Raw genomic sequence first — 24,600 nt, forward strand, 5'->3', positions numbered from 1 at the left:
AGGAAAAGGTATGACTCTTATACCAATTGTAGTTGAACAAACTAGTCGCGGTGAGCGCGCTTATGACATATATTCAAGACTAGTGAAAGAAAGAATAATTTTCGTAACAGGTCCTATTGAGGACAACATGGCCAGTGTAATAGTAGCACAGCTTTTATTTTTAGAATCGGAAAATCCCGATAAAGACATTTGTATGTACATCAACTCACCAGGTGGTATTGTAACTGCTGGTTTGTCGATCTACGATACAATGCAGTATATAAACCCAGACGTTTCAACTTTATGTATAGGTCAAGCTGCGTCTATGGGTTCCTTATTGCTTGCATCTGGTACAAAAGGTAAGCGCTACTCTCTACCTCATTCAAGAATTATGATACATCAGCCATCTGGTGGTTATCATGGTCAAGCAACTGATATAGAAATACATGCTAATGAAATTTTGCGAGTTAAGAAAAAACTAAATCAAATTTATGAAAAACATACTGGAAATTCACTGAAGAAAATTGAAGGAATGATGGAAAGAGATAAATTCATGGATCCTGAAGAAGCAAGGAAAATTGGCTTAATTGACAGGGTGATAGCTGAGCGTACAGATATTGAAATTGAAAATATTAAAGTTAAACAAAAGGTGGGTTAATGGATAACAATAATGATTTACACTACTGTTCTTTTTGCAACAAGGCGCAAGATGAAGTAGATAAATTGATTACTAACTCCTCGGATGGTTTAAAGGTGTTTATTTGTAATGAGTGCATAGAATTATCCCATAAAGCAATAAGTCAAAAGAAAGATAGATCTTTTAATTCAGATCGTATATCTGATATGAAGCTATTACTAAAGAAACCTGAGGATATAAAAAATTTTCTCAGCAAGCATGTTGTAGGTCAAGAACACGCGCAACACGTTTTATCTGTAGCTATGTATAACCATTGTCAATCCATGGTACAATTTCATGCTATAAGTGATATTGAAATCGAGAAGTCAAATATAATGCTTATTGGTCCCACTGGTTCTGGTAAGACTTTGCTAGCCAAAACACTTGCTAAAGTTTCAGATGTGCCATTTGCCATGGCTGATGCGACAACTTTAACTGAGGCAGGTTATGTGGGTGATGATGTAGAAAGCGTGTTGTCGCGTTTATTACAAGCTGCAAATTATGACGTTGCAAAAGCACAGCGTGGTATAGTGTTTATAGATGAAATAGACAAGATTACAAGAAAATCTGAAAGCACTTCAATAACCCGTGACGTTTCAGGTGAAGGGGTCCAGCAAGCTCTGCTTAAGATTATGGAGGGTACAGTTGCTTATGTTCCGCCACAAGGAGGGCGAAAACACCCACAACAAGAGTTTATACAAGTGGATACTAGTAACATACTATTTATTTGTGGAGGAGCTTTTGAAGGCCTCGATAAGATTATTGAAGCGAGAAAAAAGGGAACGTCAGTTGGCTTTGGAGCAGATATAAGTCAGTCTAAAGAGCAAAAGAAAAAGAATGCTTTACATGATGTTCAACCTGAAGATTTAATCAAATTCGGTTTAATACCCGAATTTGTAGGGCGGGTTCCAATAACTGCTGTTTTAGATGAGTTGGATCATGAAGATTTAATACATGTGTTGACAGAGCCAAGGAATGCACTAATAAAACAGTACAAAGCATTGCTTGCGTTTAGCAAAGTAAACCTTGAGTTTTCAGATGAAGCAATATCAGCTATTGCTAAAAAGGCTATAAGCTATAAAACAGGTGCAAGAATGTTACGTGCTATCTTGGAGTCACTTTTGCTTGACATTATGTATACAGCTGGAAACGGAGATTTTGAAGGTAGCACTATAGTAATCACTAAGAAAATGGTAGAATTAGGAAAAGCAACGGTTAATCATAATAATAATGGCAATGTTATAACGGTTAATGATTAATTTGAGGCATATATTATGAACATTGAACGTGCTGTGAGCTCTAGTTTTACTGCATTGCCAGTATTACCTTTAAGAGATGTAGTAATTTTTCCAAATATAATGGTGCCTTTATTCATAGGCAGAGAAAAATCTGTTAATGCACTAGAATATGCAACAAGTAGTAGTAGTCACCAAAATGAGATTTTTCTTGTAGCACAGAAAGATGGCTCTGTTGATAATCCAGAGCCTGAAGATCTTTATGAAGTAGGTGTGTTAGCAAACATTATACAACCATTAATAAAATTGCCTGACAATGCAGTAAAAGTTATAATCCGGGGGATAAGAAGGGGAAGAGTTGTAGAATATATTAGCTCTCATACTTTATTACAAGCCAGGGTAGAGTTAGGCAATCATTATAAAGAAGATGAAGACAATATTGATTTAGAAGCTTTAAGGCGATCTGTTATAGACGCGTTCGATAGCTGGTGTAAGCTAAACAAGAAAAATCAGCCTGAAGTTGCCATTAACCCCATTGATCAAATCAAAGAAGTTGATCAACTTGTAGACACGGTAGCTTCACATTTAAATATAAAAGTATCGGATAAACAAAGCATACTTGAGGCTTATGACCCAAAAGAGCGTTTAAAAAAAGCTTTTGCTTTTATTGAGGGAGAAATAAGTATTTTGAACGCACAAAACCGTTTATATAAGACAATTAAATCGCAAGTTGAAAGCACTCAGAAAGTTTACTACCTTAACGAGCAATTGAAAGCTATACAGAAAGAATTAGACGAATTTGAGAATGGTAATGAAGGGAATATACTCAATGAATTTGAAAAAAAGATAAATGAAACAAAGCTTTCTCAGGAAGCAAGAGAGAAAGCTATAACTGATTTGAAGAGATACAAGAAAATGAATCCCATTTCTCCTGAAGCTACAGTTATATCTAGTTACTTGCATTGGTTACTTGATTTGCCGTGGGGAAAGTACAAAGATGCAAAAATTAACTTAAATGCAGCTAAGAAAATCTTAGATGAAAATCATTATGGCATAGAGAAAGTAAAAGATAGGATAATAGAATTTTTAGCAGTATTAAAAAGAGTAAAAGAGATAAAAGGTCCTATACTTTGCTTGGTTGGACCGCCAGGTGTTGGTAAAACTTCTTTAGCTAAGTCTATGGCAGGAGCAGTAGGAAGAGATTTTGTTCGCATAGCTCTTGGTGGTGTGCGTGATGAGTCCGAGATACGAGGGCATAGGAAAACTTATATTGGCTCAATGCCTGGTAAAATTATTCAACATATGAAAAAAGCTAATTCATGCAACCCGCTTTTTCTGCTTGATGAAATAGATAAGATGGGTTCTGATTCGCGTGGCGATCCTGCATCTGCATTACTTGAGGTTTTAGATACTGAGCACAATAAACACTTTACGGATCATTACTTGGAAGTTGAGTTTGATCTTTCAAGTGTAATGTTTGTAGCTACGGCAAACAGCTTAAATTTGCCACATCCTTTGCGTGATAGGATGGAAATTATACAATTGTCCGGGTATACTGAAGATGAAAAAATCAGTATTGCTACACACCACCTTATTCCGAAGTTAAAGAAGGAGCATGGTTTGTATCAGAAGGAATGGGACATAACTAATGAGGCGTTATACAAGTTGATACGTTTATATACACGTGAAAGTGGTGTGCGGAGTATGGAAAGGGAGCTTGCAAAGCTCATGAGAAAGGCAGTTAAAGAAATATTGACTGATAAAAATAAGAAAATATCCGTAGGGGTTGACAATTTACAAGATTATTTAGGGGTACGTAAATATACCTTTGGTATTGCAGAAAATGAGAGTTTAGTGGGAGTAGTAACTGGGCTTGCCTATACTGAAACAGGTGGTGATATTTTGATGATAGAATCAGTCCTAATTCCGGGCAAGGGAGAAATAAAATACACAGGAAAGCTTGGAGAGGTTATGCAAGAATCTATAAAAGCTGCGTATAGTTATATTCGATCAAATTGTTTGTTTTTTGGTATAAAGCCCGAAAAATTCCAAAATAATGATATACATTTACATGTACCTGAGGGTGCGGTACCAAAAGATGGCCCTTCTGCTGGCGGCGCGGTATGTACGTCTATTGTTTCTCTTATGACGAATATACCAGTTAACAAAAATGTTGCTATGACAGGCGAAGTGACATTGCGTGGTAGAGTTTTAGCTATTGGGGGCTTAAGAGAAAAATTGCTTGCAGCGCTCAGAGGATCAATCAAAACTGTGATTATACCAAGTGAAAATGAGAAAGATATGCAAGAGATTCCGGCAAGCATCAAAGAGGGGATCAACGTAGTTTTTGCTAAGAATATTGATGAAGTTATGAAAGTTGCTTTAATGCACCCTACTATTCCAATTGATAGTGATAATCAAAATAGTGTGCCTTCCTCTATAGAAAATAAAGATGATACTTTTCCTATGTCGGAAACATTGAAGCATTAGATTAAGAAGATATTATACAATCTCCATTTCTCTTTTGTCCGGCAAAAACCCACCAACTTGCGCATTCCATAAGGATATGACCTGCTTTGCTGTGATATTATTCATCAATGCCAATTAATTTGAAAAATTTATAGCGCTTTATATTATAATACTTTATCAATCAAAAATAAAAAGAGAAAATGACCGTGCTCAACATACAAAATAACGCTACACTTTGCAAACAGTGGATATTCTTAGCAGTATGTGCTCTTGCTTGCTCTGGGTTACTGTCAATAATTGTTATTTTTTTACGATTGCCTTTTATCTCCTCTCTCGTTCCTTCTGCACAATATATCTTTGATAATGCGCTGGTGATACACGTGAATTTGTCAATTTTGGTGTGGATGTGCTCTATAATATCTCTGCTCTTTATCATAAACCTACAAAATACCAATAGTTGGTTTAACTTTTCATGGGTTCTATCAACCCTTTCGATGCTGCTGATGTTTGTATCTGCATTCGTTCCAAACACTGAAGTTATCAAAAGTAACTATATTCCCGTGTTACAAAACAAATTATTCTTATTTGGTCTTGGTTTGTTTACCACCAGTATATTAGTAAATGCAATGCTAGCATACACATCAAAAAAAGAGGTTTCATTTCTCTCTGTGGGGCAAGTTGGGCTGGTTATTACACTTGTTTCGTCATTTCTTTGCTTTGTTTTAGCATATCAAAATATGCCTCCAGGTCTATATCACTCAGATAAGAATTTGTTTTACGAATATCTCTTTTGGGGAGGCGGACATTTATTGCAGTTTGCTTTTACTCAAGGAATGTTTTTAGTCTATTTAATAATGTTAAGCGATGCTAGTTTAGCTTCAAGCAATAAAATTACTATTTTACCACTATTTATAAACACAATTTTGGCTATGGGTGCATCGTTTATATATTTTGTTTATCCAATTGATAGCGCCAAGTTAATACAGTTTTTTACTTGGCATATGAGAATTGCTGGAGCAGTTTTGCCGTGCTTTTTGATAATATTAGTGTGCTGCAACATCAGGACTTTTACTAATGATAAAAGCAACTATTTATTACATTCATTTTTATTGTTCATTTATGGAGATGTGCTTGGAGTGCTGACTATTGAAGGAAATGTCACCATTCCCGCTCATTATCATGGTTCTGTAGTTGGGATCACTATAGCTTTTATGAATTTCATTTATTGGCTGTTACCTAAATTAAACTTTAAAGAGGTAAAAAGTTCCATGGTAAGATTACAGATTTATGCTTACAGTGTGGGGCATTTTCTCCATATTACTGGACTTGTATGGCTTGGTGGATATGGTGCCTTAAGAAAAGTTGCAGATCTGCCAAGTATTTCATCAATGTTGGCACGTGCTTGTTTTATTGCGGGTGGAGCTATATCAGTTATTGGTGGAATGTTGTTCGTAATAATTGTGCTTTTACATCTGTTAAAACGCAAAGCGCGTACCAACTAACCCATAGAAACGAAAAAACTTACTTGACAAACTCCGCCAGCCCCCTTATTATGACAATAAGGGTATTTATGACTCAAAACTTGTTTTTGACCTGCAGGCTCAATGACAAAATTCAGTAAAAAACTCAGGTATTTATTGGCGGATTACATAAAATTATAGCGGCTGCATGTCTTTTTTATTTTTTCTACATTCAGCCAAATCGCGCTTATTTTAAGCGTTAGCACATTATTACAGCGCCACTTACAGTAATATAGAGTCAAAACTCGCACCACGGGGCTTCTTTTGCCTTTTTTTCCGCTTGGTAAATTTCTTAATGTTTGTAGCTAAAGCAATTTAAGAGACCGAAAATGGTGTCATTCCAGCGCGTGACGCTGGAATCTAGTCTTTATTATGCAGCCACTTATTTAAAGTTAAGTTTTCTGGATCCAAGTAGTCAAGCTACTCGGATGACACCTTGACAATCGTCATCCTGCTACGTGTTAGCGGATGAGATACCGCGAATGAATCGCTGTATGACGTAGGATTGCTGTCATCCCGCTGCTTGTTAGCGGGATCTATGTGAGATACCGCGGCAGTGTGACGGTTCGCGGCGGAATGACGATAACCTCGTCATTCCGCTACTCGTTAGCGCCGTGGCGGTATGACGTCTTAGCTATAGTTAACAATAGAAGCAAAACTCATCCTTTTGAAAGAGGAGGAGATTTTTCTGGATCCTCAGCGGGGATTGATTTTGGATCTGATAATTCTGTATTTACCTTGATTGGCTCTAATGGAGTTTTCTGCTCTTCCGGTTTATCGTCTGGAATTGGAACAGGCCAATCCATAATGTTTTGCGGTATAACTTCTGCTTCTTTAGCTTCTTTTTGACCTGTTGAAGATGGTGTATCAACTCCTGCATTTTTAGTAACTTCTTGTTTTAGTTGTTTATTTTCTTCTTGTAATTGCTTTAAATTTTTCTTTAACTCGTCAATCTCTCTTATTTTTTGTTTTAATTGTTCAGATATAGTTAGTTTGTCTCTAGTCAATTTTTTGTTTTCTTGTCTTAACCCATTAGCTATTCTGCTTGAGTTGTTGTTTACAGCTTGTGTACCTTGGTCTTGCTGCTGCATGCTTGTTCCTCTACTTTCATATTCAACTTCAGTTTGAGTTGCCTGACCTTTTTCCTGCTGTAATATGTTCTGCAGTTGCTCTAGACTCTCTTTGACAGATGCCAGCTCTTCCTGTGTACACGTTAACATCCCTTCCTTTTCCTTAAGCTGTTGTTTAAGCTTATCTATTTCTGATTGTTGCTTTCTGAACGATGTTGAATCTGTACTTTTTGCTCTTAATTGTCTAAATAAATTTTCCTTTTCTTCTGCCAATTTTTCTATTTGCTCAGTCAGCTTATCTTTATTATCGATAAATTCAATCTCAGCTTGTTTTAGTTTACGGGTTAAATTTTCAATATACTCACTATCTTCGTTTTTTACTTCCGAATACTTTGCCCTTAAATCTTGAAGCTTTCCTTCTAATTTCTGGCTCTCTCTTACTATCTGCTGTATCTTTTCATCCTTCTGCTTAATTTCTTTTCTCAAACTCTCTATTTTCTCATTTTTCTCCACTTCTTCTATCTCATCTGCAAGAGACTTTTTACCTATACCAGATTGCTGAATTGCCATTTCTAAATCTTCTTTTTCTTTGTACAGTTGATTTAATTCCTTAACTAACTCTTGATTCTTTAATTGCTCTTTACTCATAAGCGACTCAATTAAAGTACCTTGTTCCTTTATTCTTTGATTTTTTTCAGATATAACTTGCCGTTGTTCATTAACTTCATCTCTCAAGAAGTCACGTTCTAATCTTAGATCCTCAAGCTGCTTTGCCTGCGCTGCAAAATATTTAGCAAATGTTTCTTTTTCTTTCTCTAATTCCTCAATTTCGTCTACTTCACCTTTTGCTCCTTCTTGTTCATGCTCTTCTTCATCACTAGACATATCATCCTCAAGTATTTCATCTTCATCACTAAATTCACTAACACTAGAGAAAGAACTTCTACGTGAAGAAGGTGTGCTAGGAGAGGAATACCCACTGCTGCTTGGTGTAGGTGACTGTGGTGATATATGTGGATCTTTTGTAATATTTCCTCTGCTGGTACTTGCTGATCGTCTACACTCCTGGACATGTCAGTAAAAGCTTGATGCAGAGTTTTTCCATTGATAAAAACTTCTTTATTCTGCTCAACTAATTTTAATATTTTATCTTTTATTTCCTCTGGTGTGAACTTTAAATCACCAAACTTTGGCTCACCAATGACACTTTGTATACCACTAGAATCCAATTTTACGATCATGCTACAGTCTATGCTGTTACCTTCAGAATCTTTAGCCTGCCAGTTAATGGTCATTTCACATGAGCTTGAACCAGTAAAATCATAGTGCCTTTCGCTGCCTTTTTTGGTCGCAGTTATTTGACTATCTTTCTCTAAAGATATGTTATAAACCTTACCTTCTCTGCTGGCTCTTAAAATATTGCTAATTTCTATTGGTTTTTCTTCATTTTCAAATCTAATTTTGAAGTCGTTATCTTTTGTTGAATACGCTAAGAAATTTTGACCAGGCAGAGACGACTTAAGTTCTTTATGCATTGTGTTTATTGATTGCTCAAATTTTTGGAACTCCTTTTCCCACTTTAAATTTATCTGTCCTGTAATGTCCTCATCTTTGCGTAAAGGACCAATAAAGTACCAGATTAAATTTTCTTCCTCCAGTCTTTTAATAAAATCCTGAAGATCGTTGCAAGATTCAATGACACTTAGAATATCATTTTTCTTCTGTTCATCTACATTTAGACTTTGATTCTCAGCTATAAATACATTTTCGTTTTCCTGTGGCATAATTTTGCATCTTTAAAAAGTATACTATAATATTAACAGATTTTTTTAAAAAATCAACTAATCGTTGAGTAAATAAACTTGAGCACTTGTCCATTATGTTATATAGTAGTTACTCCTTAAGCAGTGCAGTATGGACAATACCATTATAAGAAAATACGATATTAGAGGTATAGTAGGCAAAGATTTGCAGATTAATGATGGGTACGAGATAGGTAGAAAGTTTGGCCAAACCGTAGCTAGTGTTTGTGTCGGCTACGACAGCAGAATAGATTCACCAGGTATAGAAAGAGAATTAATTAGGGGCTTAACTTTATCCGGTGCAAATGTTATACGCGTTGGACTATGCTCTTCACCTATGCTCTACGCTGCAACACAAATCACGCAGGCGGATCTTGGTATTGTAATAACCGCTTCTCATAACCCAAGTGAATACAATGGCTTTAAATTTTTTAGTAATAAAAAAGTCTTCTCAGATCAAGAGATAAAGGAAATTATAAGCAATCCAATTAAAGACAGTACAAGGATTGGAAGCTTAATTAACATAAATATATATAGTGAGTACATTCGCATATTAAAAAGTGCAGTGAAGAACGATACTACACAGAAATTAAAAATAGCCTGGGATTGTGGAAATAGTCCAGCAAGTGGAATTATAAGGTATATTGAAAAGATCTTGCCTGGTCATACACACATCGTAACCAATAACTCTATAGATGGGGCATTTCCACTGCATGATCCAGATCCCATAGAGGAAAAAAATCTCGCTCAATTAATTGACATTGTGAAGGAATATGGATGTGATCTTGGCATTGCGCTAGATGGCGATAGCGATAGGGTGCGCTTAATTGATAATAAAGGCAGTGTTGTTTCCAATGACCATTTATTTATAATTTTTGCACGTGAAGTGTTGGAGGAATATCCAGAAAGCAAAGTTATTGCCAACGTAAAAATGAGTATGAAAGTGCATGATTTTGTTAGTAAGTTAGGAGGGCAAGTTATTACCTGCGCTACTGGACATTCACTAGTTAAGAAGAAGATGGTAGAGGAAGAGGCAAAGTTTGCTGGTGAATTAAGCGGGCACTTCTTCTTTTCTGAGCTAGGTTTTGATGATGGGCTATATTCTGCTGTTAAAGCAGTTGACATTTTGCTTAAGAAAAACCAAAGCCTATCTCAGGTAATTGAGGATTTACCGAGGTTATATATCACTCATGAAGTAAAGATTGTAGTGAAAGATGAGAAAAAATTTCAAATAATTGAATCAATAAAGAAAATACTGGAGAAGCAAAATATTGTATTTTCAGATCTTGATGGTGTTAAAGTAACCGATAATAAAGGTTGGTGGCTTCTTAGGGTATCAAATACGCAAAACTGCATTACAGCAAGATGCGAAGGAGAGACTTTAGAAGGTTTTGAACTTACTAAAAAGGTTTTGTTCCATTACATTGATGAAGCAAGGTCTTTAAATTGTAGCTATTCACAGAAATAAATTTGATTTATAAAATTGGCATGAAAGTATAAAGATAAATAGGCTAAATGTACTTATCACCTGGTCAGGCTGCAGCATTATTTCGTGTAACCGTTTGCGGGTCCACTTAATTCTGCAATTCTTTGATCTCACTCATGGAGAGGCCAGTAAACTTAACAATAGTGGTGACATCAACATTATTAGCCAGCATTGTTTTTGCAACTTCAATTTTTCCTTCCTTTTTAGCATCATCAAGTTTTTGTTCAAGAACAGCCCGTTCATCACGAATACGTTTTATTTCCTGTTCGTAGGCAATAAATTCTTTCTCTGACCAGTTGAATCTATTTAGTTCTTCATATGCCTTTTTAATTATTACATCACTACCTATTATCTTTTCCAATTCTTCTTCGCTAGTTTCATCTGCATATTTAAAATAATAGATCCATTTTTCAACTATACTCTCCAATTGGTCTTCTTTAGTTTTAGGAAATTTTGGTAACTCAATAAATGTAAAATAAAAATCTTTTAAATCATGTTCATAGCTATCTTTGTCTAACATTACATGATCTGACTTATACTCAGATTTATTAGGAAAGAGAATACAATCAGCAATAGCAATAAAGATAATTTCTTTAAGATTATGATATTGATCACCTTTATCAGCTTGCCTTGAATAAGCTTTAGCAGCGTAATATTGAGCACGTTTTTCAAAGCCTTTAGTTTTGGCAACTTGCATTTCGACTATTACTTGCACCCCATTTTCATCCCTGCAGAGTACATCAACGATACTTTGTTTTTTAGAGGCAATTTCAGCATCTTGAATAGTGCTGAGGAATTCTATTTCTTTTATTTCATCTTTGCCAGTGAACCCCAAAATATCATTGAGAAAGTGAATGAGGATGTCTTTATTTTTTTCAGTACCAAAAATACGCCGGAACGCAACATCATTCTTGGGGTCGAGAAATTTAGAAAGAGCCATAAAAAAATTTTTAAATGTATCTTTATATTATATATTCTTATTGATAATAATTCAATAATTTGTCATCTTTTTTGCTAACTTTACTGATGTTGCCAGAAGGAACGTTGTTGCAAAATTTTGTAAAATTTATTATCCTAAGGTTTCAAGTCTTCACAGGTTTATTGGAACTATATGTACAATGTGTTTATCAGTGAAAATCCGGAGAAAACGATGGGGGAAAAGTTAATACATTACTTTAGCCAGGGTAAATGCGAAGGCAATGCAGAAATGAAAAATCTGCTGGGAGGAAAGGGGGCAAATTTAGCAGAAATGTGCAATGTTGGCATTCCTGTTCCACCTGGTTTCACAATTTCCACCTCTGCTTGCAAAGTCTATTATCAAGACAATAGATCTTCTGTCATCCAAGTAGCTGACTACTCGGATCCAGAAAAAAATGTGGTCACGCACTGGAATGACATATGTAGTGAAATCAAAAACTACATGGCGATGCTCGAAAATGACATCGGTTGTAAGTTTGGGGATTTAAATAATCCCTTATTAGTTTCAATACGCTCTGGTAGTGTTAGTTCAATGCCGGGCATGCTTGATACTATTTTAAATGTTGGTCTAAATGATGAAACCGTTGTTGGGCTTGCAAAAAAAAGTGGCGAACGTTTTGCTTACGATAGCTACTGCCGCTTCATTATGATGTACTCCAATGTTGTACTACAGCTTGACCATCACCTATTTCAAGATGTTGTTGATAATAATCAGCAAAAGAGTGGAGCAAAAAGCTTAGCTGATCTTGATGTTGATGTTTTAAAGAGAATTGTTAACAATTTCAAAAGGATAGTACATGAAAAAACAGGAAAATATTTTCCGCAGAACGTTGAAGAGCAATTGTTAAACTCAGTTAATGCAGTATTTACCTCTTGGAAAAATGATAGGGCTGTTTCCTATAGAAGAATACATAACATTCCTGAAAACCTTGGAACAGCGGTCAACGTGCAAGCAATGGTTTTCGGTAATTTAAATGATAATTCTGCAACTGGTGTGATATTTACACGAAATCCTTCAACTGGAGAAAAAAAGCTTTTTGGTGAGTTTTTGGTTAATGCTCAGGGTGAGGATGTGGTTTCTGGTGTTTATACTCCTATGCCAATTGACGGAGAGCAAGAAAACACCATGGAGAAGTTGCTGCCAAGTGTCTACCGAGAATTATGTGTGGTATGTGAAAAACTTGAAAGGCATTATAAAGACATGCAGGATATCGAATTTACTGTGCAGGACGGTAAGTTATGGATTTTGCAGACTAGGTCTGGCAAGCGCACGGCTGAAGCTGCTATTCGCATAATAGTTGATATGGTAAACGAAGGAACGATTACAAAAGAAGAAGGAATATTGAGAATTGATCCAAAAACTTTTGACAATTTATTGCATCCAGTTCTTGACGTTAAGAGTGACCAAAAAGTAATAGGGAAGGGACTGCCGGCTTCTCCAGGGGTTGCTTCTGGATATGTAGTGTTTAGTGCAAGTGATGCTGAAAAAGCTGCAGAGCAGGGTAAAAAAGTGATTTTAGTAAGGTCAGAAACAAGTCCTGAAGATATTAATGGAATGAATGCTGCAAGTGGCATAGTAACAGCACGGGGAGGGATGACCTCGCATGCTGCTGTTGTAACCCGTGGAATGGGTAAGCCATGCATTTGCAGTGTAAGTGGACTTTATATCGATAAAGATGGAACTTTCTTTTCTGTGGGGGATACAAAAGTAAATAAAGGTGAACCAATTACCATCAACGGAGGAACAGGGGAGGTTATGCTTGGCATTCTTCCTACAATTTCACCTGAATTATCGCAAGAATTCAAAACGATAATCAACTGGATAGATGAAATCAAAACGGTCAAAGTGAGAGCGAACGCTGATACTCCAAAAGATGCAAAAATTGCAAAAGAATTCGGTGCAGAAGGTATAGGCTTATGTCGCACAGAACATATGTTTTTCGCTAGTGATAGAATCGAATTCATTCAAAAGTTGATAATAGCTGACGATGAAAATGAAAGGGCAAATGCGCTCATTAAACTGGAAGAAATGCAAAAGTCTGATTTCAAAGAAATATTTTCTATTATGGAGGGTAGGGAAGTCACTATACGGTTGCTTGATCCACCCTTACATGAATTTTTACCCAATAATCAGTCTACTATAGAAAAAATCGCCAAATCACTTAGTAAGTCAGTTGAATCAGTAAAAAATAAAATAGCACAGTTGTCAGAAAAGAACCCAATGCTTGGCCATCGAGGTTGTAGACTTGCCATTTCTCATCCTGAAATATATAGCATGCAGATTAGGGCAATACTTAGTGCTGCAAATGAGCTAAAAAAGGAAAAAAGTGTAGAAATCAAGCCTGAGATCATGATCCCTTTTATAATGAATGAGAAAGAATTTATTCTGATATGCGAGCTAGCAAAGAAAGAATCCTCTGTCATCTCAGCTGGAATTCAGACGCAGATTCCAGCGTCACGCGCTGGAATGACATCAGACAAGGCTTATTCAATTGGAACGATGATAGAACTACCAAGAGCAGCACTGATTGCTGATAAGTTAGCAAAACATGCAGAGTTTTTTAGTTTTGGCACTAATGATTTAACGCAAACAACCATGGGACTTTCAAGAGATGATTCAGTTAATTTCCTCGATTCTTATAAGGAAAGCAATATATTTGACAATGATCCATTTGAAGTGCTGGACATCGAAGGGGTAGGGGAGTTAATCAAGGTAGCCATTGAAAGAGGCAAAAAAACCCGAAAAGAAATAAAACTAGGTATATGTGGAGAGCATGGAGCAGATCCAAAATCTATAGAGTTTCTCATCGAATCAGGGGTGGATTATGTTTCATGCTCACCCTATAGAGTACCGGTTGCAAAGTTAGTGGCAGCACATTTTAGTGTAAAATCTAAGTTTGTTGGGTAAGTGAGAAATATAGCAATAATATAACCACTGGTGACTTTCCTCACTTAGACAACTGTGTCAAGCACTGGAATGACACCCTACTTAACCGTTATACCGCCGCGGCGCTAACACGTAGCGGGATGACGATTGTCAGGGCCAGCGCCTCTATGATGTCATCCCAGTGCCCAGACTACTTGGATCCAGGAAAAAGAATGATGTCATGTAAGTAGCCTCCTTCTTCTGTCATCCCAGTGCCCAGACACTGGGATCCAGGAAACTTAACTTTAAATAAGTGGCTGCATAATCAAGACTAGATTCCAGACTGGGATGACACCCTACTTAACCGTCATACCGCGATTCATTCGCGGTATCTCAGCCGCTAACAAGAGATCCCGCTAACACGTAGCGGGATGACGGTTGTCGTTTAGCCATAAATATTTAAGAAATTTACCAAATGAAAAAAAAGGCAAAAGAAGCCCTAGTCATTGTCTATTTTCAGTATTTGGCGTTTTTTAAGTCTTAAACACTGCAATTTAGCTGCTTTTAATTGCAACTAACCTACGCTGCAAATGTTTAAGAAATTTACTAAGCAGAAAAAAAGGCAAAAGAAACCCCGTGTTAGCTAGTTGTCACTCTCTAATCCTGCAAATTGGCGTACTATACTGTCTTAAACGACTTATAAGCGCGTTTCAGCTTATATAGGTAAAAACCCAGAAATATTGTGAAGACATAGAGTGCACATAGTGCAAAAAATTAAAAATAATACGCCAACTACGTTGTTTTCTTGCTGTTTAATCTGCACAGATGAAGATAACTGAATACCTTCAGTTTCATGATAAGGGGGCTGGCGGAGTTTGTCAAGTAATTCCGTTCCTTATGGGTAAAAAAAAGAGAAACTCTAAGTTGCAGCCGCACGATGTTTCTCTTTTCTGCTGTTGATGATTATTTCGCCTATTGTAACTGCTGCTAAAATAAAGCAGTAATATACCTGTGTTAATAAAGAAACAGGTGATACAAAGGCGATGCTACCTGCCAGCAATAGTTGAGAACCATAAGGTAAGATGCCTTTTGTAGCACAAGCAAAAACATCTAATAAGTATGCACTGCGGTATGGTACAATATCGTGTTTCTGTGCGAGTCTTTTTGCAATGCCACCACTTAGTAAAATAGCAATGGTATTATTGGCAACTAAGGTAGTAAACATAGACGCAATTCCTGCTATCAAAAATTCAGCTTTAGTTTTTGTGATATTGCTTTCATCGATGAGTTTATGCAACGCTTTTTGACCTTGTTTGTACATTATATGGCTCAACCCACCGATAAATAGAGCAAATATTACTATTTCGTTTACTTTTTTGAAACCGTCGTACACGTCATGAGGAAATTGAACGATGGCATAATCAAAAAAAGCTATTCCTAGCACACCAGCAATAATTATGTTTACAGTTATTGTTACTAAAGTGGTGACTTCAAGCAGCCCCATGATTATTAAAGAAATATAAGGAATAATTTTTATTATAGAATAATAATCTAAATTTGATATAGAAATAATTTTTGTACTACTTGAAATCACTGCCAGATAGGTGAGTGTTATAATACCTGCAGTAAATGCAACCTTAGAGTTTATTTTAAGTTTATCTTTTGCTGAAGCTCCCTGTGAAGAAACAGATGCAATGGTGGTATCAGATATCATTGAGAGGTTGTCACCAAACACGGCACCACCTACTACAGTTGCAGTTCCTATTTCAAGGCCAAAAGCTCCACTTTTTGCCAGATTAACAGCTATAGGTACCATCAGCGCAACAACTCCCATAGATGTACCAATTGCAGTTGAAATAAAAGCAGAAGCCAAAAATACTCCAGGCAGCATTAATCTTGCTGGAAGGAAATTAAGAATTAAATTAGCAACAGTGTCTGCGCTACCAATTGATTGAGTAACCGCAGAAAATGCTCCAGAAAATAAAAAAATTAAACACATAGTAAGGGTATTTTTGTCACCCATGCCCTTGATAACAGTATCGATGTTATGCTGAATTTTATTTGTACCACGTGAGACAGCAAAAAATAGCGCTGGTAACAAGCAGATTACTGGTGAAACCTGATGAAGTGGATTATCAGTTCCGATAAAAGAAAAATAAGCACCACTTCCAAGGTACAAGATTAAAAAAACAATCAAAGGGACAAAAGCTGTCATTTTACTGTACCTCAAACTTACGACTATAACTAATTAAGTGGTTTTAAGCAAGTTTGGTTTTCACTAGTTTTGCAGGAAGTTGACAGCAGAGTTTTAAACTTCATATTTAATCTACTAAATAAATAGCACATGTAGCCGAAGGGTTTATATCTTGTGCTATACTTTATTTTATGTCATGCAAACAGTTGATATTAGCATACATCCAAATAAAGTAATGGAGAATATAAAAACCATATCAGTAAAAGACGATAACGTTAGGCTGGATAGGTACATCAGAAGAATCTTTCCTGATCTAAAGCAATCTGTAATTGAAAAATCTTTAAGGAAAGGGTTAATCAAAGTTGATGATTGCAAAGCAAAGTCTAGTGATAGAGTAAATTCTGGACAAACTATAACGCTGAAGCACTTGAATTATATTGAGAACGCTAATTCTGATCGCAAATATAATGAAAAGTTAGTGAATCTACTAAGAGAGAACATATTATATGAAGACGAATATATACTAGCTATAAACAAGCCCGCAGGGGTCATCGTTCAAGGTGGCGTAAAAGTAAAGATTAGCATGAGTGATTTGCTTGACCAAATAAGAGAGGGAGAAACATTTAAAATTGTCCATAGGCTAGATAGAGATACGAGTGGAGTGATAATATTCGCACGCAACGCTAATGTTGCCAGATACCTTATGGAAGAATTTAAAGGACGAAGAGTAAAAAAAACTTATTTAGCATTAACTTCTGGCATACCGAGCAAGGATAGTGGAACAATAGACTATCCATTGGTGAAAAAATATGTTTCAGGTCAAGAAAAAGTGGTCGTTGATGAAAATTCACCTCAGAATGCCACTACGCATTTTTCAATTATAGCAAAATCCAAACACAATGTTGCTTATTTAAAATTACAACCAATTACCGGCAGAACCCATCAGTTACGTGCACATTTAGCTCATATAAATTGCCCTATTCTTGGTGACGGTAAATATGGTGGTAAAAAAGCTTTTATTGATGGGATAGCAAATAAAATTCACCTTCATTCGCATTCTTTATCTTTAAAACTGCCAAACAATAAAGAAATCACTATCACCGCTCCTATCACTAAACACATCGAAAAATCCATTGAAGCGCTATTTTTCGACTGAAACGATTTCACCAATCAACTTTTCTGTCTTTGGCTTTAATTTGAAGCACAGATATTAGGCTAATTAATGCGCAGGCAGTAAGATAAATGCCTGCTGCAAGTTTTGTTTCGGTTTTTTCTATAAGCCACATGCATATGGATGGAGAAAGGCCACCAAATATTCCTGCAGATATGTTATGTGCGAGGCTAAAGCCCGTGCACCTAACTTTCGTTGGAAATAACTCGCAAGCAAGAGAATTATATATTCCAAAAGATGCACTTATTGGTATGGTTATTAGCCAATAAGTGGGCGTTATAACATAGTGATTATCATACGATAATAGCGAAAGTACCGGCAAACCGGCGCAAGCTAGAGCTACTAATGTAGGAATCATTACATTTTTTCTTCCAGCTTTATCAGACAGTATTGCAAACAGCACTGCAGACGCTCCAAATGTAATTTCAACTATAATCCTTACTACATTTTTAATATTGATGCCTGAGAGAATAAGTTCTTTTACAGATATGTTGTAAAACATGATTGCTGAATAAACGATTGCATTTTGGGCAACGCCAAGCCCAATTGCTAGCACAAATGCCTTTTTATAGTCCCTGATTAATTCTAAAAATGGAGAATCAGATAAGCTTCTATTTTGATCATGAATTTTATATGCTAGGCTCTCTTCCATTATGTATCTTATTAAGAAGCCTATTATGCCCATAATAAAGCAGAAATAGAAGAGCAACCTCCAGCCCCAAATTTCATAATTTTCACCTGTAAATTTTTTGCAAATAGCTATCATTACAAAACATGTAATAGAACCAAGAGCACCACTAAAAGCTTTCATGCTACCTAAAAAGCCTAGATTTTTTTTATCGCTTGAATGCTCTATTAAAAAGGCTGAGTTGATACTCGTTTCCCCTCCTGTTGCCATTCCTTGTATTATTCTACAAAGCAGAAGTAATATAGGAGAAAATATTCCTATTTCTTTAAATCCTGGTATGACCGCAATTGCAGTAGATGATATCGAAGCTAATATTACGGAAGTCAGCAAAACTTTCCTCCTACCGTACTTATCTCCAATGCAACCAAAAATAAACGCACCAAGCGGTCTAAATCCAAATCCAATTGCAAAACTACCAAGAAATTTGATTGTGCTTAAATAATCGCTTTCTGAAGGAAAAAAAACATTGCTTATTATATGTGTTAAAACTCCAAATAGAGTTACTTCATACCATATAATCATATTGCAGATTATGCTTGATAGTATTGCTTTTTGAATATCGTTCATGATTTTCGGTTTACCACACTCCGCTATAAAAATTTTTATTCAATAACCTTTAAGGATAATTCACGTAAATGTTTATTGTCCACTTCAGAAGGAGCACCCATTAGAACATCTTCACCTTGCTGGTTCATAGGAAAACAGATTACTTCACGAATATTTGGCTCATCAGCAAGCAGCATAACCATTCTGTCAACCCCTGGTGCTATACCGCCGTGAGGCGGCACTCCGAACCTGAATGCACGCACGAGCGCACCGAATTTTGTATCAACTTCTTCTTTGCTGTAGCCTGCAATGGCAAAGGCCTTATACATGATATCCAGCTTGTTACTACGAATCGCCCCGCTTGACAATTCTATTCCATTGCAAACAAGATCATATTGGTAAGCAAGGATATCCAGTGGATTTTTGTCCTCTAAATCTTTCAAGCCACCATGTGGCATGGAGAATGGGTTATGAAAGAAATCGATTTTTTTACTTTTATCGTCATATACAAAGTAGGGAAAATCAATGATCCAACAAAACTTGAAGATATTATCATCTATAAGACTGAGTTCTGACCCTAAAAGAGTGCGCACTTTCCCTGCAATTGTTGCTGCTTCATTTTCCTTATCAGAAGCAAAAAATACACTATCTCCAGGCTTTACATCCGTTATTTCTTTTATAGAATTTAGCCTGTTTTCATCAAGGAATTTAGCAATTGGCCCTTTTGCGATGCCGTCCTTATCAAATGTTATATACCCAAGCCCCTTAGCGCCGAATTCTTTTTGCGCATGTTCTATTTTTTTATCAAAGAAGCTGCGTGGTTCTTCTGCTGTTTTAGGAGCAGGGATGGCTCTCACTACCATACCGCGCTCAATATTGCTTTTGAAAATATTGAACTCTGAATCACGGAAAATTTCTGTAACATCGCTGACTAATAATGGATTGCGCAGATCTGGCTTATCAGATCCATATTTGAGCATTGCGTCTTTGTATGTAATGCGCGGAAAATCTTTATCAACTGATTTGCAAGAAAATTTGGCAAACATTTTATATAAGGTAGACTCAATAATCTGAAAGATGTCTTCTTGAGTCACAAAAGACATTTCAAGATCTAGTTGATAAAACTCCCCCGGAGAACGGTCAGCCCTTGCGTCTTCGTCACGGAAACACGGTGCAATTTGAAAATATTTATCAAACCCTGAAACCATGAGCAATTGCTTAAAAATCTGTGGAGCTTGCGGCAATGCATAAAATTTACCAAGATTTAGTCTGCTTGGCACCAAATAATCACGTGCACCTTCAGGGGACGAAGCAGTAAGTATTGGAGTCTGAATTTCCAAAAACCCTTGCTCTATCATGAGCTTGCGGAGTTCTGCAATAATTTGTGAGCGCAGAATAATATTGTTGCGGGTGTTTTCTCGCCTTAAATCAAGAAAACGATATTTAAATCTCATATTTTCTGGGTATTCTTGTTCGCCAGCAATGCTCGCTAATATACTTCTTTCTTCTTTTGCTATTTCTTCATCACAGTGGAACTCAACTTCTGATTCAACGTGTAAATTGCTAACTACAACCTCAATTTCTCCGGTTGCGATAGAGCTGTTTACCGTATCTTCAGTTCTAGCTTCAACTATTCCTGTAACAGTAATTATACTCTCCAATTTTAAATTTGATGTCTCATCAAAAAAGTCTTTATCATTATTAAATACTAGTTGAGTGATTCCATAGAAGTCTCTTAAATCAACAAAAATTAAGTTACCGTGATCGCGCTTACGATATAACCATCCAGAGAGGGTAACTTCCTTTTCTACGTCGTTCTTCCTTAATTCTTCACACGTGTGAGTTTTATAGCAGTTCATATTTGTTTTACTTCTAAATTCTTTAAAAAGTATAGAAATAAACCTTACTACATACAAGCCCATTCTCAGATATTTGTCCAATTTACGAAATAGAGCAGTATTACTTTTATACTGTCTTTACCCGCAAAGAAATTGCACAATTTCTATAATTATGGTATAATAGTAAGGGTATTTTTAATGAATTAGATACAGGAAATGCCACTTACACAGATCATATTATATAGCGTAACATTACTTGCTGTAGCTGCAGTATTTCTCTTTTTGAGAAAAATATACAAAAATCGCATTAGAAAAATCATATTTCCTAGAAAAGTTTTTAAAGAAGAGTGGGAAGAAGACAGAAAATTCAACGAATTATATCAAAAAAATAAGCAAAAAGAGTTGATGAAACAACAGGAAATGCTACGCGAAAAGCAAAAAGATATACAGGTTTATAAAGAAGATCTAGAAATAGTTGACATAGCAAAACCGGTAGGTAAATGGACAAAGATGGTTATGATGGGTAATGGTTTAATGCAGCGTTTTGCACAATTGATACATAGAGAAGGCGGAAAGAAAGGATTTTGGGAGCTATTTGTAAAAGCTCAGGCTTCAACTCAAGGTAAACATAAGGGGAAGGGCAGATAATTCATGCTCGAATGTGAAAATTTATCCTGCGCTCGTAATAACAAAGTATTATTTAAACATCTCAGTTTTAAAGCTGAGCCAAAATCAAAGATTCTAATCACTGGTCCAAATGGTAGTGGTAAAACCAGCTTAATTAGAAGTTTATCTGGACTTTTACCGCCGGTATCAGGCAATATAAGGTACTGCGGAAAAGACATATATGATGATCCAAAATCCTATATACCTTCTATGGTCTACGTAGGGCATAAGAATGCCTGTAAAGATAGCTTAACTGTTGCCCAAAACATAGAATTCTGGGCAGGAATACGAAATACTAGGGAATTGATTGTGGCAGCTATTTGTTGCTTGCAGTTGCAGCCTGTAATTAATATTAGATATGGCGAACTTTCTGCAGGCTGGAGAAGAAGAGTTGCACTTGCTCGCCTCTTGATTTCTAATGCAAACGTTTGGCTGATAGATGAACCATTTTGTAATCTTGATAGTGCAACGTGTGAATTAGTGCTGAACCTAATCTCAATACGCTCTGAGCAAAATGGTATAGTAATTATTACAGGGCATAGCTCTACAGAGCAATTGTGTGATTTTACAACGATTGATATACGCGATTTCAATATACTTCTTGCATAGTTTTTGGCAGCACGTTAACAACCGTTAGAAACGAAAAAACTTCCTTAACAAACTCCGCCAGCCCCCTTATCATGATAGTGAAGGTATTCAGTTATCTTCATCTGTGCAGATTAAACAGCAAGAAAACAACGTGGTTGGCGTCTTATTTTTAATTTTTTGCGCTATGTGCACCTTATGTCTTCACAACATTTCTGGGTTTTTACCTATATAAGCTGAAACGCGCTTATAAGTCGTTTAAGACAGTATAGTACGCCAATTTGCAGGATTAGAGAGTGACAACTAGCTAACACGGGGTTTCTTTTGCCTTTTTTTCTGCTTAGTAAATTTCTTAAACATTTAAACTAAGGTGAGTTGCATTTAAAAGCAGCTAAATTGCAGTGTTTAAGACTTAAAAAACGCCAAATACTGAAAATAGACAATGACTAGGGCTTCTTTTGCCTTTTTTTTCGTTTGGTAAATTTCTTAACGTTTGTAGCTAAAAGAGCCCAAGAGAGGTGTCATCCCGCTGCTTGTTAGCGGGATCTATGTTAAGAGATACCGCGAATGAATCGCGGTATGACGTAGGACTGCTGTCATCCCAGTGCTTGACACTGGGATCCAGTTTTCCATATAATCTCATCGAAAATGTTGTAACCACTTTCTATGCTAGTTTGCTTGCTTACAAGCAAACTTTTCTGGATCCCAGTGTCGGGGCACTGGGATGACAAAAAAGGGACTACTCGGATGACAAAAAAAGAGCACTGGGATGACAGGAGATACCGTCTTGTTAGTCAACAAAAAAATTATAAAATTTCCCAAGTTGCATCATAAAATCAAAAAATACTTCCAATTGTGTAACAGTACACAGATTATAGTTAGTGGATATGTTGATAAGTAAATTAGTTTTATACGCACAAAACAGATGAAATTTACTTATCAACATATCCACTAACCAACAACATTCAATAAATTTGTGTAAGATACCACTTTACATAAGATAGATAGGAAGCATTTTTGATTTTAAAGTACTAAACCTTCAGTCAACCTCCTAGCCCTGTAGTTTTTGATATGGTTAGGATCAAAAGCACTTTTGGATGTCAGAATACCGAAAATGATATGGAGTAGCTTACGCATTGCAGCACCAACGATGGCCATATTATGCTTACCCTTTTCCTTTAATCTTTGGCAAAAGCTCATAATGATAGGATTGTGATTCTTAGCTACTATGGCAGGAAAGAAAAGTGCCTTACGTAATGTTTGTGAACCGGATTTACTTAATCTGGGTTTGGCATATACAGAGGAACCTGACGTCATATTTCGTGGTATAACTCCTGTATATGCTGCCAATTGCCTGGCATCTCTAAAAACCTCTATATCAGAAACTTCAGCTAAAATAGCTATTGCTGATTCTTCTCCTATGCCTGGAATAGTCAATAGAAGTTGAAAATTTTCCAACAATTCTTTGTGTTGATTTAATAGTTCACGTACGGAGTTTTTTATTGTTTCTATTTTTTGAGCTATATTCATTGCAAGGTCTTCCCAAGCATTTGCAACTTCTTTAGGCAGTCTCTCTTTTTTTTCTAAGTGGTTATTTACTAATGTTAACTCATCTTTTAACGCAACTGAGCAACGATAAAGATGTTTTAATTTTTTCATTTCAGGAGAAGGTGGTGTCCAACTAGAAGGTTCCTGTCTTTGGCAATAATCAGCAATAACTTCTGCATCGGTCTGATCATTCTTTTGTCGTATCAGCTTACTCCTTGCATAAGATTTTATGCAATAAGGATTTACAACACTTACAAAATGTCCAGCATTGTGTAGAAATTCAGCCAGTGCTTCGCTATAACAACCAGTAGATTCCATGCAGGTTTTTACTTTTTCTACATTATGTTTGTGTAGAAAATTCAGTAGACTTTGAAACCATCGTTCTTAAAGCTTCTTTTTCTAGTTTCACGCTTTCCTTTTTTGCTTATAAATGAGAGAAAAACATCAAAGCGATCTTTTGATATATCTATGCCCAAAAAGTTGTTGATCATATATAACCCCATACGTTACCATTAAAAATGAAAAGTAAGGCTAGTCTTGTGAATACAGAATTAGAACCATTCAGGTCTTTCTACGATACCGTCCAGCCTATACTTTTGAGAAGGGAATTCTTATCTCCTCTACAGATTTTATATCTAAGAAGAAGCACAGAGTTCCTCCCTTCTCCACCTAATGCTTAAGCTTAAAACATTAGATGCTTTTGACAAGATACAAGTAGAAGATATCCTTATTGCCTGCGTTGATGGGCTGAAAAGCTTTCCTGCAGCTATAAACAGTGTCTTTCCTAATGCGGAAGTGCAGATGTGTATAGTGCATCAGATACGCAACTCACTGAAGTATGTGGCCAGTAAAGATGCGAAGAGTTTTTTGAGCGATTTAAAGAAGGTATATCAAGCTTCAAGCAAGGAAATTGCCGAGAATTATCTGTTGGAATTAGATGAAAAATGGGGGCACAAAGTACCCTATGGTTATAAAATCTTGGCAGAATAATTGGGAAAACTTGTCTGGTTATTTTAAGTATTCTGGTCCAGTTAGGAGGATAATCTACACCACCAATCCCATAGAGGGGCTACATAGGCAAATTAGGAAATTCACTAAGACCAAAGGCTCATTTACCAGCATAAATGCCTTGTATAAGCAGGTATATTGTGCTATAAAGAAGGCAGAGGAAAAGTGGACGATGCCTGTACATGATTGGGCATTAACTATCTCTCAACTTGATGTTTTCTTTCCTGGCAGATTGAAAATTGAGTTGAACTAAAAATGCGGTTTGACACAGTTTA

At 36.3% G+C, this 24,600-nt stretch carries 18 protein-coding genes and 2 pseudogenes; 11 read left to right on the forward strand and 9 right to left on the reverse strand.

The genetic code is table 11. The features are described from left to right. Positions 1 to 10 precede the first annotated feature (10 nt). The 3 genes from clpP to lon are packed head-to-tail and all read left to right on the forward strand — an operon-like array spanning position 11 to position 4,380. The gene (clpP, locus tag ABWU23_RS01255) at positions 11 to 637 is read left to right on the forward strand and encodes an ATP-dependent Clp endopeptidase proteolytic subunit ClpP (RefSeq protein WP_253309482.1); all 627 of its coding nucleotides are present in this window, start codon (positions 11 to 13) and stop codon (positions 635 to 637) included. Further along, positions 637 to 1,914 (forward strand): ATP-dependent Clp protease ATP-binding subunit ClpX, encoded by a 1,278-nt coding sequence (gene clpX / locus ABWU23_RS01260; protein WP_353270665.1) that lies wholly within the window; start codon positions 637 to 639, stop codon positions 1,912 to 1,914. The genes clpP and clpX overlap by 1 nt, the downstream gene beginning before the upstream one ends. Positions 1,915 to 1,929: 15 nt before the next feature. Further along, positions 1,930 to 4,380: an endopeptidase La gene (gene lon / locus ABWU23_RS01265; RefSeq protein WP_353270666.1), complete on the forward strand. Its 2,451-nt coding sequence runs from the start codon at positions 1,930 to 1,932 to the stop codon at positions 4,378 to 4,380. 160 nt (positions 4,381 to 4,540) lie between these two features. On the opposite strand, the gene ABWU23_RS01270 is transcribed toward lon, so the two are convergent. Then, on the reverse strand, positions 4,541 to 4,765 hold the full coding sequence (locus ABWU23_RS01270; protein WP_410530051.1) for a hypothetical protein: 225 nt from the start codon (positions 4,763 to 4,765) through the stop codon (positions 4,541 to 4,543). Between ABWU23_RS01270 and ABWU23_RS01275 the strand changes: the two genes are divergently transcribed. Next, complete coding sequence (locus ABWU23_RS01275) at positions 4,656 to 5,861, forward strand: hypothetical protein (protein WP_410530052.1); 1,206 nt, start codon at positions 4,656 to 4,658, stop codon at positions 5,859 to 5,861. The genes ABWU23_RS01270 and ABWU23_RS01275 overlap by 110 nt on opposite strands. A gap of 677 nt (positions 5,862 to 6,538) precedes the next feature. On the opposite strand, the gene ABWU23_RS01280 is transcribed toward ABWU23_RS01275, so the two are convergent. Both ABWU23_RS01280 and ABWU23_RS01285 read right to left on the reverse strand, forming a co-directional pair. Next, positions 6,539 to 7,834: a hypothetical protein gene (locus ABWU23_RS01280; RefSeq protein WP_353270667.1), complete on the reverse strand. Its 1,296-nt coding sequence runs from the start codon at positions 7,832 to 7,834 to the stop codon at positions 6,539 to 6,541. Then, positions 7,783 to 8,733 (reverse strand): hypothetical protein, encoded by a 951-nt coding sequence (locus tag ABWU23_RS01285; RefSeq protein ID WP_353270668.1) that lies wholly within the window; start codon positions 8,731 to 8,733, stop codon positions 7,783 to 7,785. Before ABWU23_RS01285 ends, ABWU23_RS01280 begins: the two co-directional genes overlap by 52 nt. Before the next feature lie 130 nt (positions 8,734 to 8,863). Here ABWU23_RS01285 and ABWU23_RS01290 point away from each other — a divergent pair, with 130 nt between their 5' ends. After that, positions 8,864 to 10,219, forward strand: coding sequence for a phosphomannomutase/phosphoglucomutase (locus ABWU23_RS01290; RefSeq protein ID WP_253309477.1), 1,356 nt, complete (start codon positions 8,864 to 8,866; stop codon positions 10,217 to 10,219). Between the two features lie 106 nt (positions 10,220 to 10,325). Here ABWU23_RS01290 and ABWU23_RS01295 read toward each other — a convergent pair whose 3' ends face one another. Continuing rightward, positions 10,326 to 11,177, reverse strand: coding sequence for an Rpn family recombination-promoting nuclease/putative transposase (locus tag ABWU23_RS01295; protein WP_253309476.1), 852 nt, complete (start codon positions 11,175 to 11,177; stop codon positions 10,326 to 10,328). Between the two features lie 210 nt (positions 11,178 to 11,387). Here ABWU23_RS01295 and ppdK point away from each other — a divergent pair, with 210 nt between their 5' ends. Further along, positions 11,388 to 14,123, forward strand: a complete 2,736-nt coding sequence (ppdK, locus tag ABWU23_RS01300; protein WP_353270669.1) for a pyruvate, phosphate dikinase — start codon at positions 11,388 to 11,390, stop codon at positions 14,121 to 14,123. Between the two features lie 783 nt (positions 14,124 to 14,906). Then, complete coding sequence (locus ABWU23_RS01310) at positions 14,907 to 15,041, forward strand: hypothetical protein (protein WP_353270670.1); 135 nt, start codon at positions 14,907 to 14,909, stop codon at positions 15,039 to 15,041. Here the strand turns inward: ABWU23_RS01310 and ABWU23_RS01315 are convergent. Beyond that, positions 15,001 to 16,296: a Na+/H+ antiporter NhaC family protein gene (locus ABWU23_RS01315; protein ID WP_265016436.1), complete on the reverse strand. Its 1,296-nt coding sequence runs from the start codon at positions 16,294 to 16,296 to the stop codon at positions 15,001 to 15,003. The two genes, ABWU23_RS01310 and ABWU23_RS01315, sit on opposite strands and share 41 nt — an antisense overlap. Positions 16,297 to 16,510: 214 nt before the next feature. Here ABWU23_RS01315 and ABWU23_RS01320 point away from each other — a divergent pair, with 214 nt between their 5' ends. Further along, positions 16,511 to 17,431, forward strand: a complete 921-nt coding sequence (locus ABWU23_RS01320) for an RluA family pseudouridine synthase (RefSeq protein ID WP_341816378.1) — start codon at positions 16,511 to 16,513, stop codon at positions 17,429 to 17,431. Between the two features lie 7 nt (positions 17,432 to 17,438). Here ABWU23_RS01320 and ABWU23_RS01325 read toward each other — a convergent pair whose 3' ends face one another. Both ABWU23_RS01325 and aspS read right to left on the reverse strand, forming a co-directional pair. Next, entirely contained in the window at positions 17,439 to 18,701 is a 1,263-nt protein-coding gene (locus tag ABWU23_RS01325; RefSeq protein ID WP_353270671.1) for an MFS transporter, read from the reverse strand. Between the two features lie 35 nt (positions 18,702 to 18,736). After that, positions 18,737 to 20,539 (reverse strand): aspartate--tRNA ligase, encoded by a 1,803-nt coding sequence (aspS, locus tag ABWU23_RS01330; protein ID WP_353270672.1) that lies wholly within the window; start codon positions 20,537 to 20,539, stop codon positions 18,737 to 18,739. A gap of 195 nt (positions 20,540 to 20,734) precedes the next feature. On the opposite strand from aspS, the gene ABWU23_RS01335 reads away from it, so the two are divergent. Beyond that, a complete protein-coding gene (locus tag ABWU23_RS01335; RefSeq protein WP_253309472.1) occupies positions 20,735 to 21,166 on the forward strand; it encodes a hypothetical protein in 432 nt (143 codons plus the stop codon). 3 nt (positions 21,167 to 21,169) lie between these two features. Next, complete coding sequence (gene ccmA, locus ABWU23_RS01340; RefSeq protein ID WP_353270673.1) at positions 21,170 to 21,793, forward strand: heme ABC exporter ATP-binding protein CcmA; 624 nt, start codon at positions 21,170 to 21,172, stop codon at positions 21,791 to 21,793. 572 nt (positions 21,794 to 22,365) lie between these two features. Here the strand turns inward: ccmA and ABWU23_RS01345 are convergent. Beyond that, positions 22,366 to 22,500: a hypothetical protein gene (locus ABWU23_RS01345; RefSeq protein WP_265017381.1), complete on the reverse strand. Its 135-nt coding sequence runs from the start codon at positions 22,498 to 22,500 to the stop codon at positions 22,366 to 22,368. Positions 22,501 to 22,792: 292 nt separating this feature from the next. Continuing rightward, positions 22,793 to 23,808: pseudogene (locus ABWU23_RS01350) on the reverse strand (IS110 family transposase). Between the two features lie 223 nt (positions 23,809 to 24,031). Between ABWU23_RS01350 and ABWU23_RS01355 the strand changes: the two are divergent. Then, positions 24,032 to 24,578: pseudogene (locus tag ABWU23_RS01355) on the forward strand (IS256-like element ISWpi15 family transposase); the annotation flags it as partial. Positions 24,579 to 24,600: the final 22 nt, after the last annotated feature.

It is taken from the genome of Wolbachia endosymbiont (group A) of Hedychridium roseum, assembly GCF_964028325.1.
In the GTDB taxonomy this organism is placed as follows: Bacteria; Pseudomonadota; Alphaproteobacteria; order Rickettsiales; family Anaplasmataceae; genus Wolbachia.

Bases quoted from the DNA above. Each gene is read 5' to 3' on its own strand.
- clpP (WP_253309482.1), top strand. From the start codon at position 11: ATGACTCTTATACCAATTGTAGTTGAACAAACTAGTCGCGGTGAGCGC.
- clpX (WP_353270665.1), top strand. From the start codon at position 637: ATGGATAACAATAATGATTTACACTACTGTTCTTTTTGCAACAAGGCG.
- lon (WP_353270666.1), top strand. From the start codon at position 1,930: ATGAACATTGAACGTGCTGTGAGCTCTAGTTTTACTGCATTGCCAGTA.
- ABWU23_RS01280 (WP_353270667.1), bottom strand. From the start codon at position 7,834: ATGTCTAGTGATGAAGAAGAGCATGAACAAGAAGGAGCAAAAGGTGAA.
- ABWU23_RS01285 (WP_353270668.1), bottom strand. From the start codon at position 8,733: ATGCCACAGGAAAACGAAAATGTATTTATAGCTGAGAATCAAAGTCTA.
- ABWU23_RS01290 (WP_253309477.1), top strand. From the start codon at position 8,864: ATGGACAATACCATTATAAGAAAATACGATATTAGAGGTATAGTAGGC.
- ABWU23_RS01295 (WP_253309476.1), bottom strand. From the start codon at position 11,177: ATGGCTCTTTCTAAATTTCTCGACCCCAAGAATGATGTTGCGTTCCGG.
- ppdK (WP_353270669.1), top strand. From the start codon at position 11,388: ATGGGGGAAAAGTTAATACATTACTTTAGCCAGGGTAAATGCGAAGGC.
- ABWU23_RS01310 (WP_353270670.1), top strand. From the start codon at position 14,907: ATGAAGATAACTGAATACCTTCAGTTTCATGATAAGGGGGCTGGCGGA.
- ABWU23_RS01315 (WP_265016436.1), bottom strand. From the start codon at position 16,296: ATGACAGCTTTTGTCCCTTTGATTGTTTTTTTAATCTTGTACCTTGGA.
- ABWU23_RS01320 (WP_341816378.1), top strand. From the start codon at position 16,511: ATGGAGAATATAAAAACCATATCAGTAAAAGACGATAACGTTAGGCTG.
- ABWU23_RS01325 (WP_353270671.1), bottom strand. From the start codon at position 18,701: ATGAACGATATTCAAAAAGCAATACTATCAAGCATAATCTGCAATATG.
- aspS (WP_353270672.1), bottom strand. From the start codon at position 20,539: ATGAACTGCTATAAAACTCACACGTGTGAAGAATTAAGGAAGAACGAC.
- ABWU23_RS01335 (WP_253309472.1), top strand. From the start codon at position 20,735: ATGCCACTTACACAGATCATATTATATAGCGTAACATTACTTGCTGTA.
- ccmA (WP_353270673.1), top strand. From the start codon at position 21,170: ATGCTCGAATGTGAAAATTTATCCTGCGCTCGTAATAACAAAGTATTA.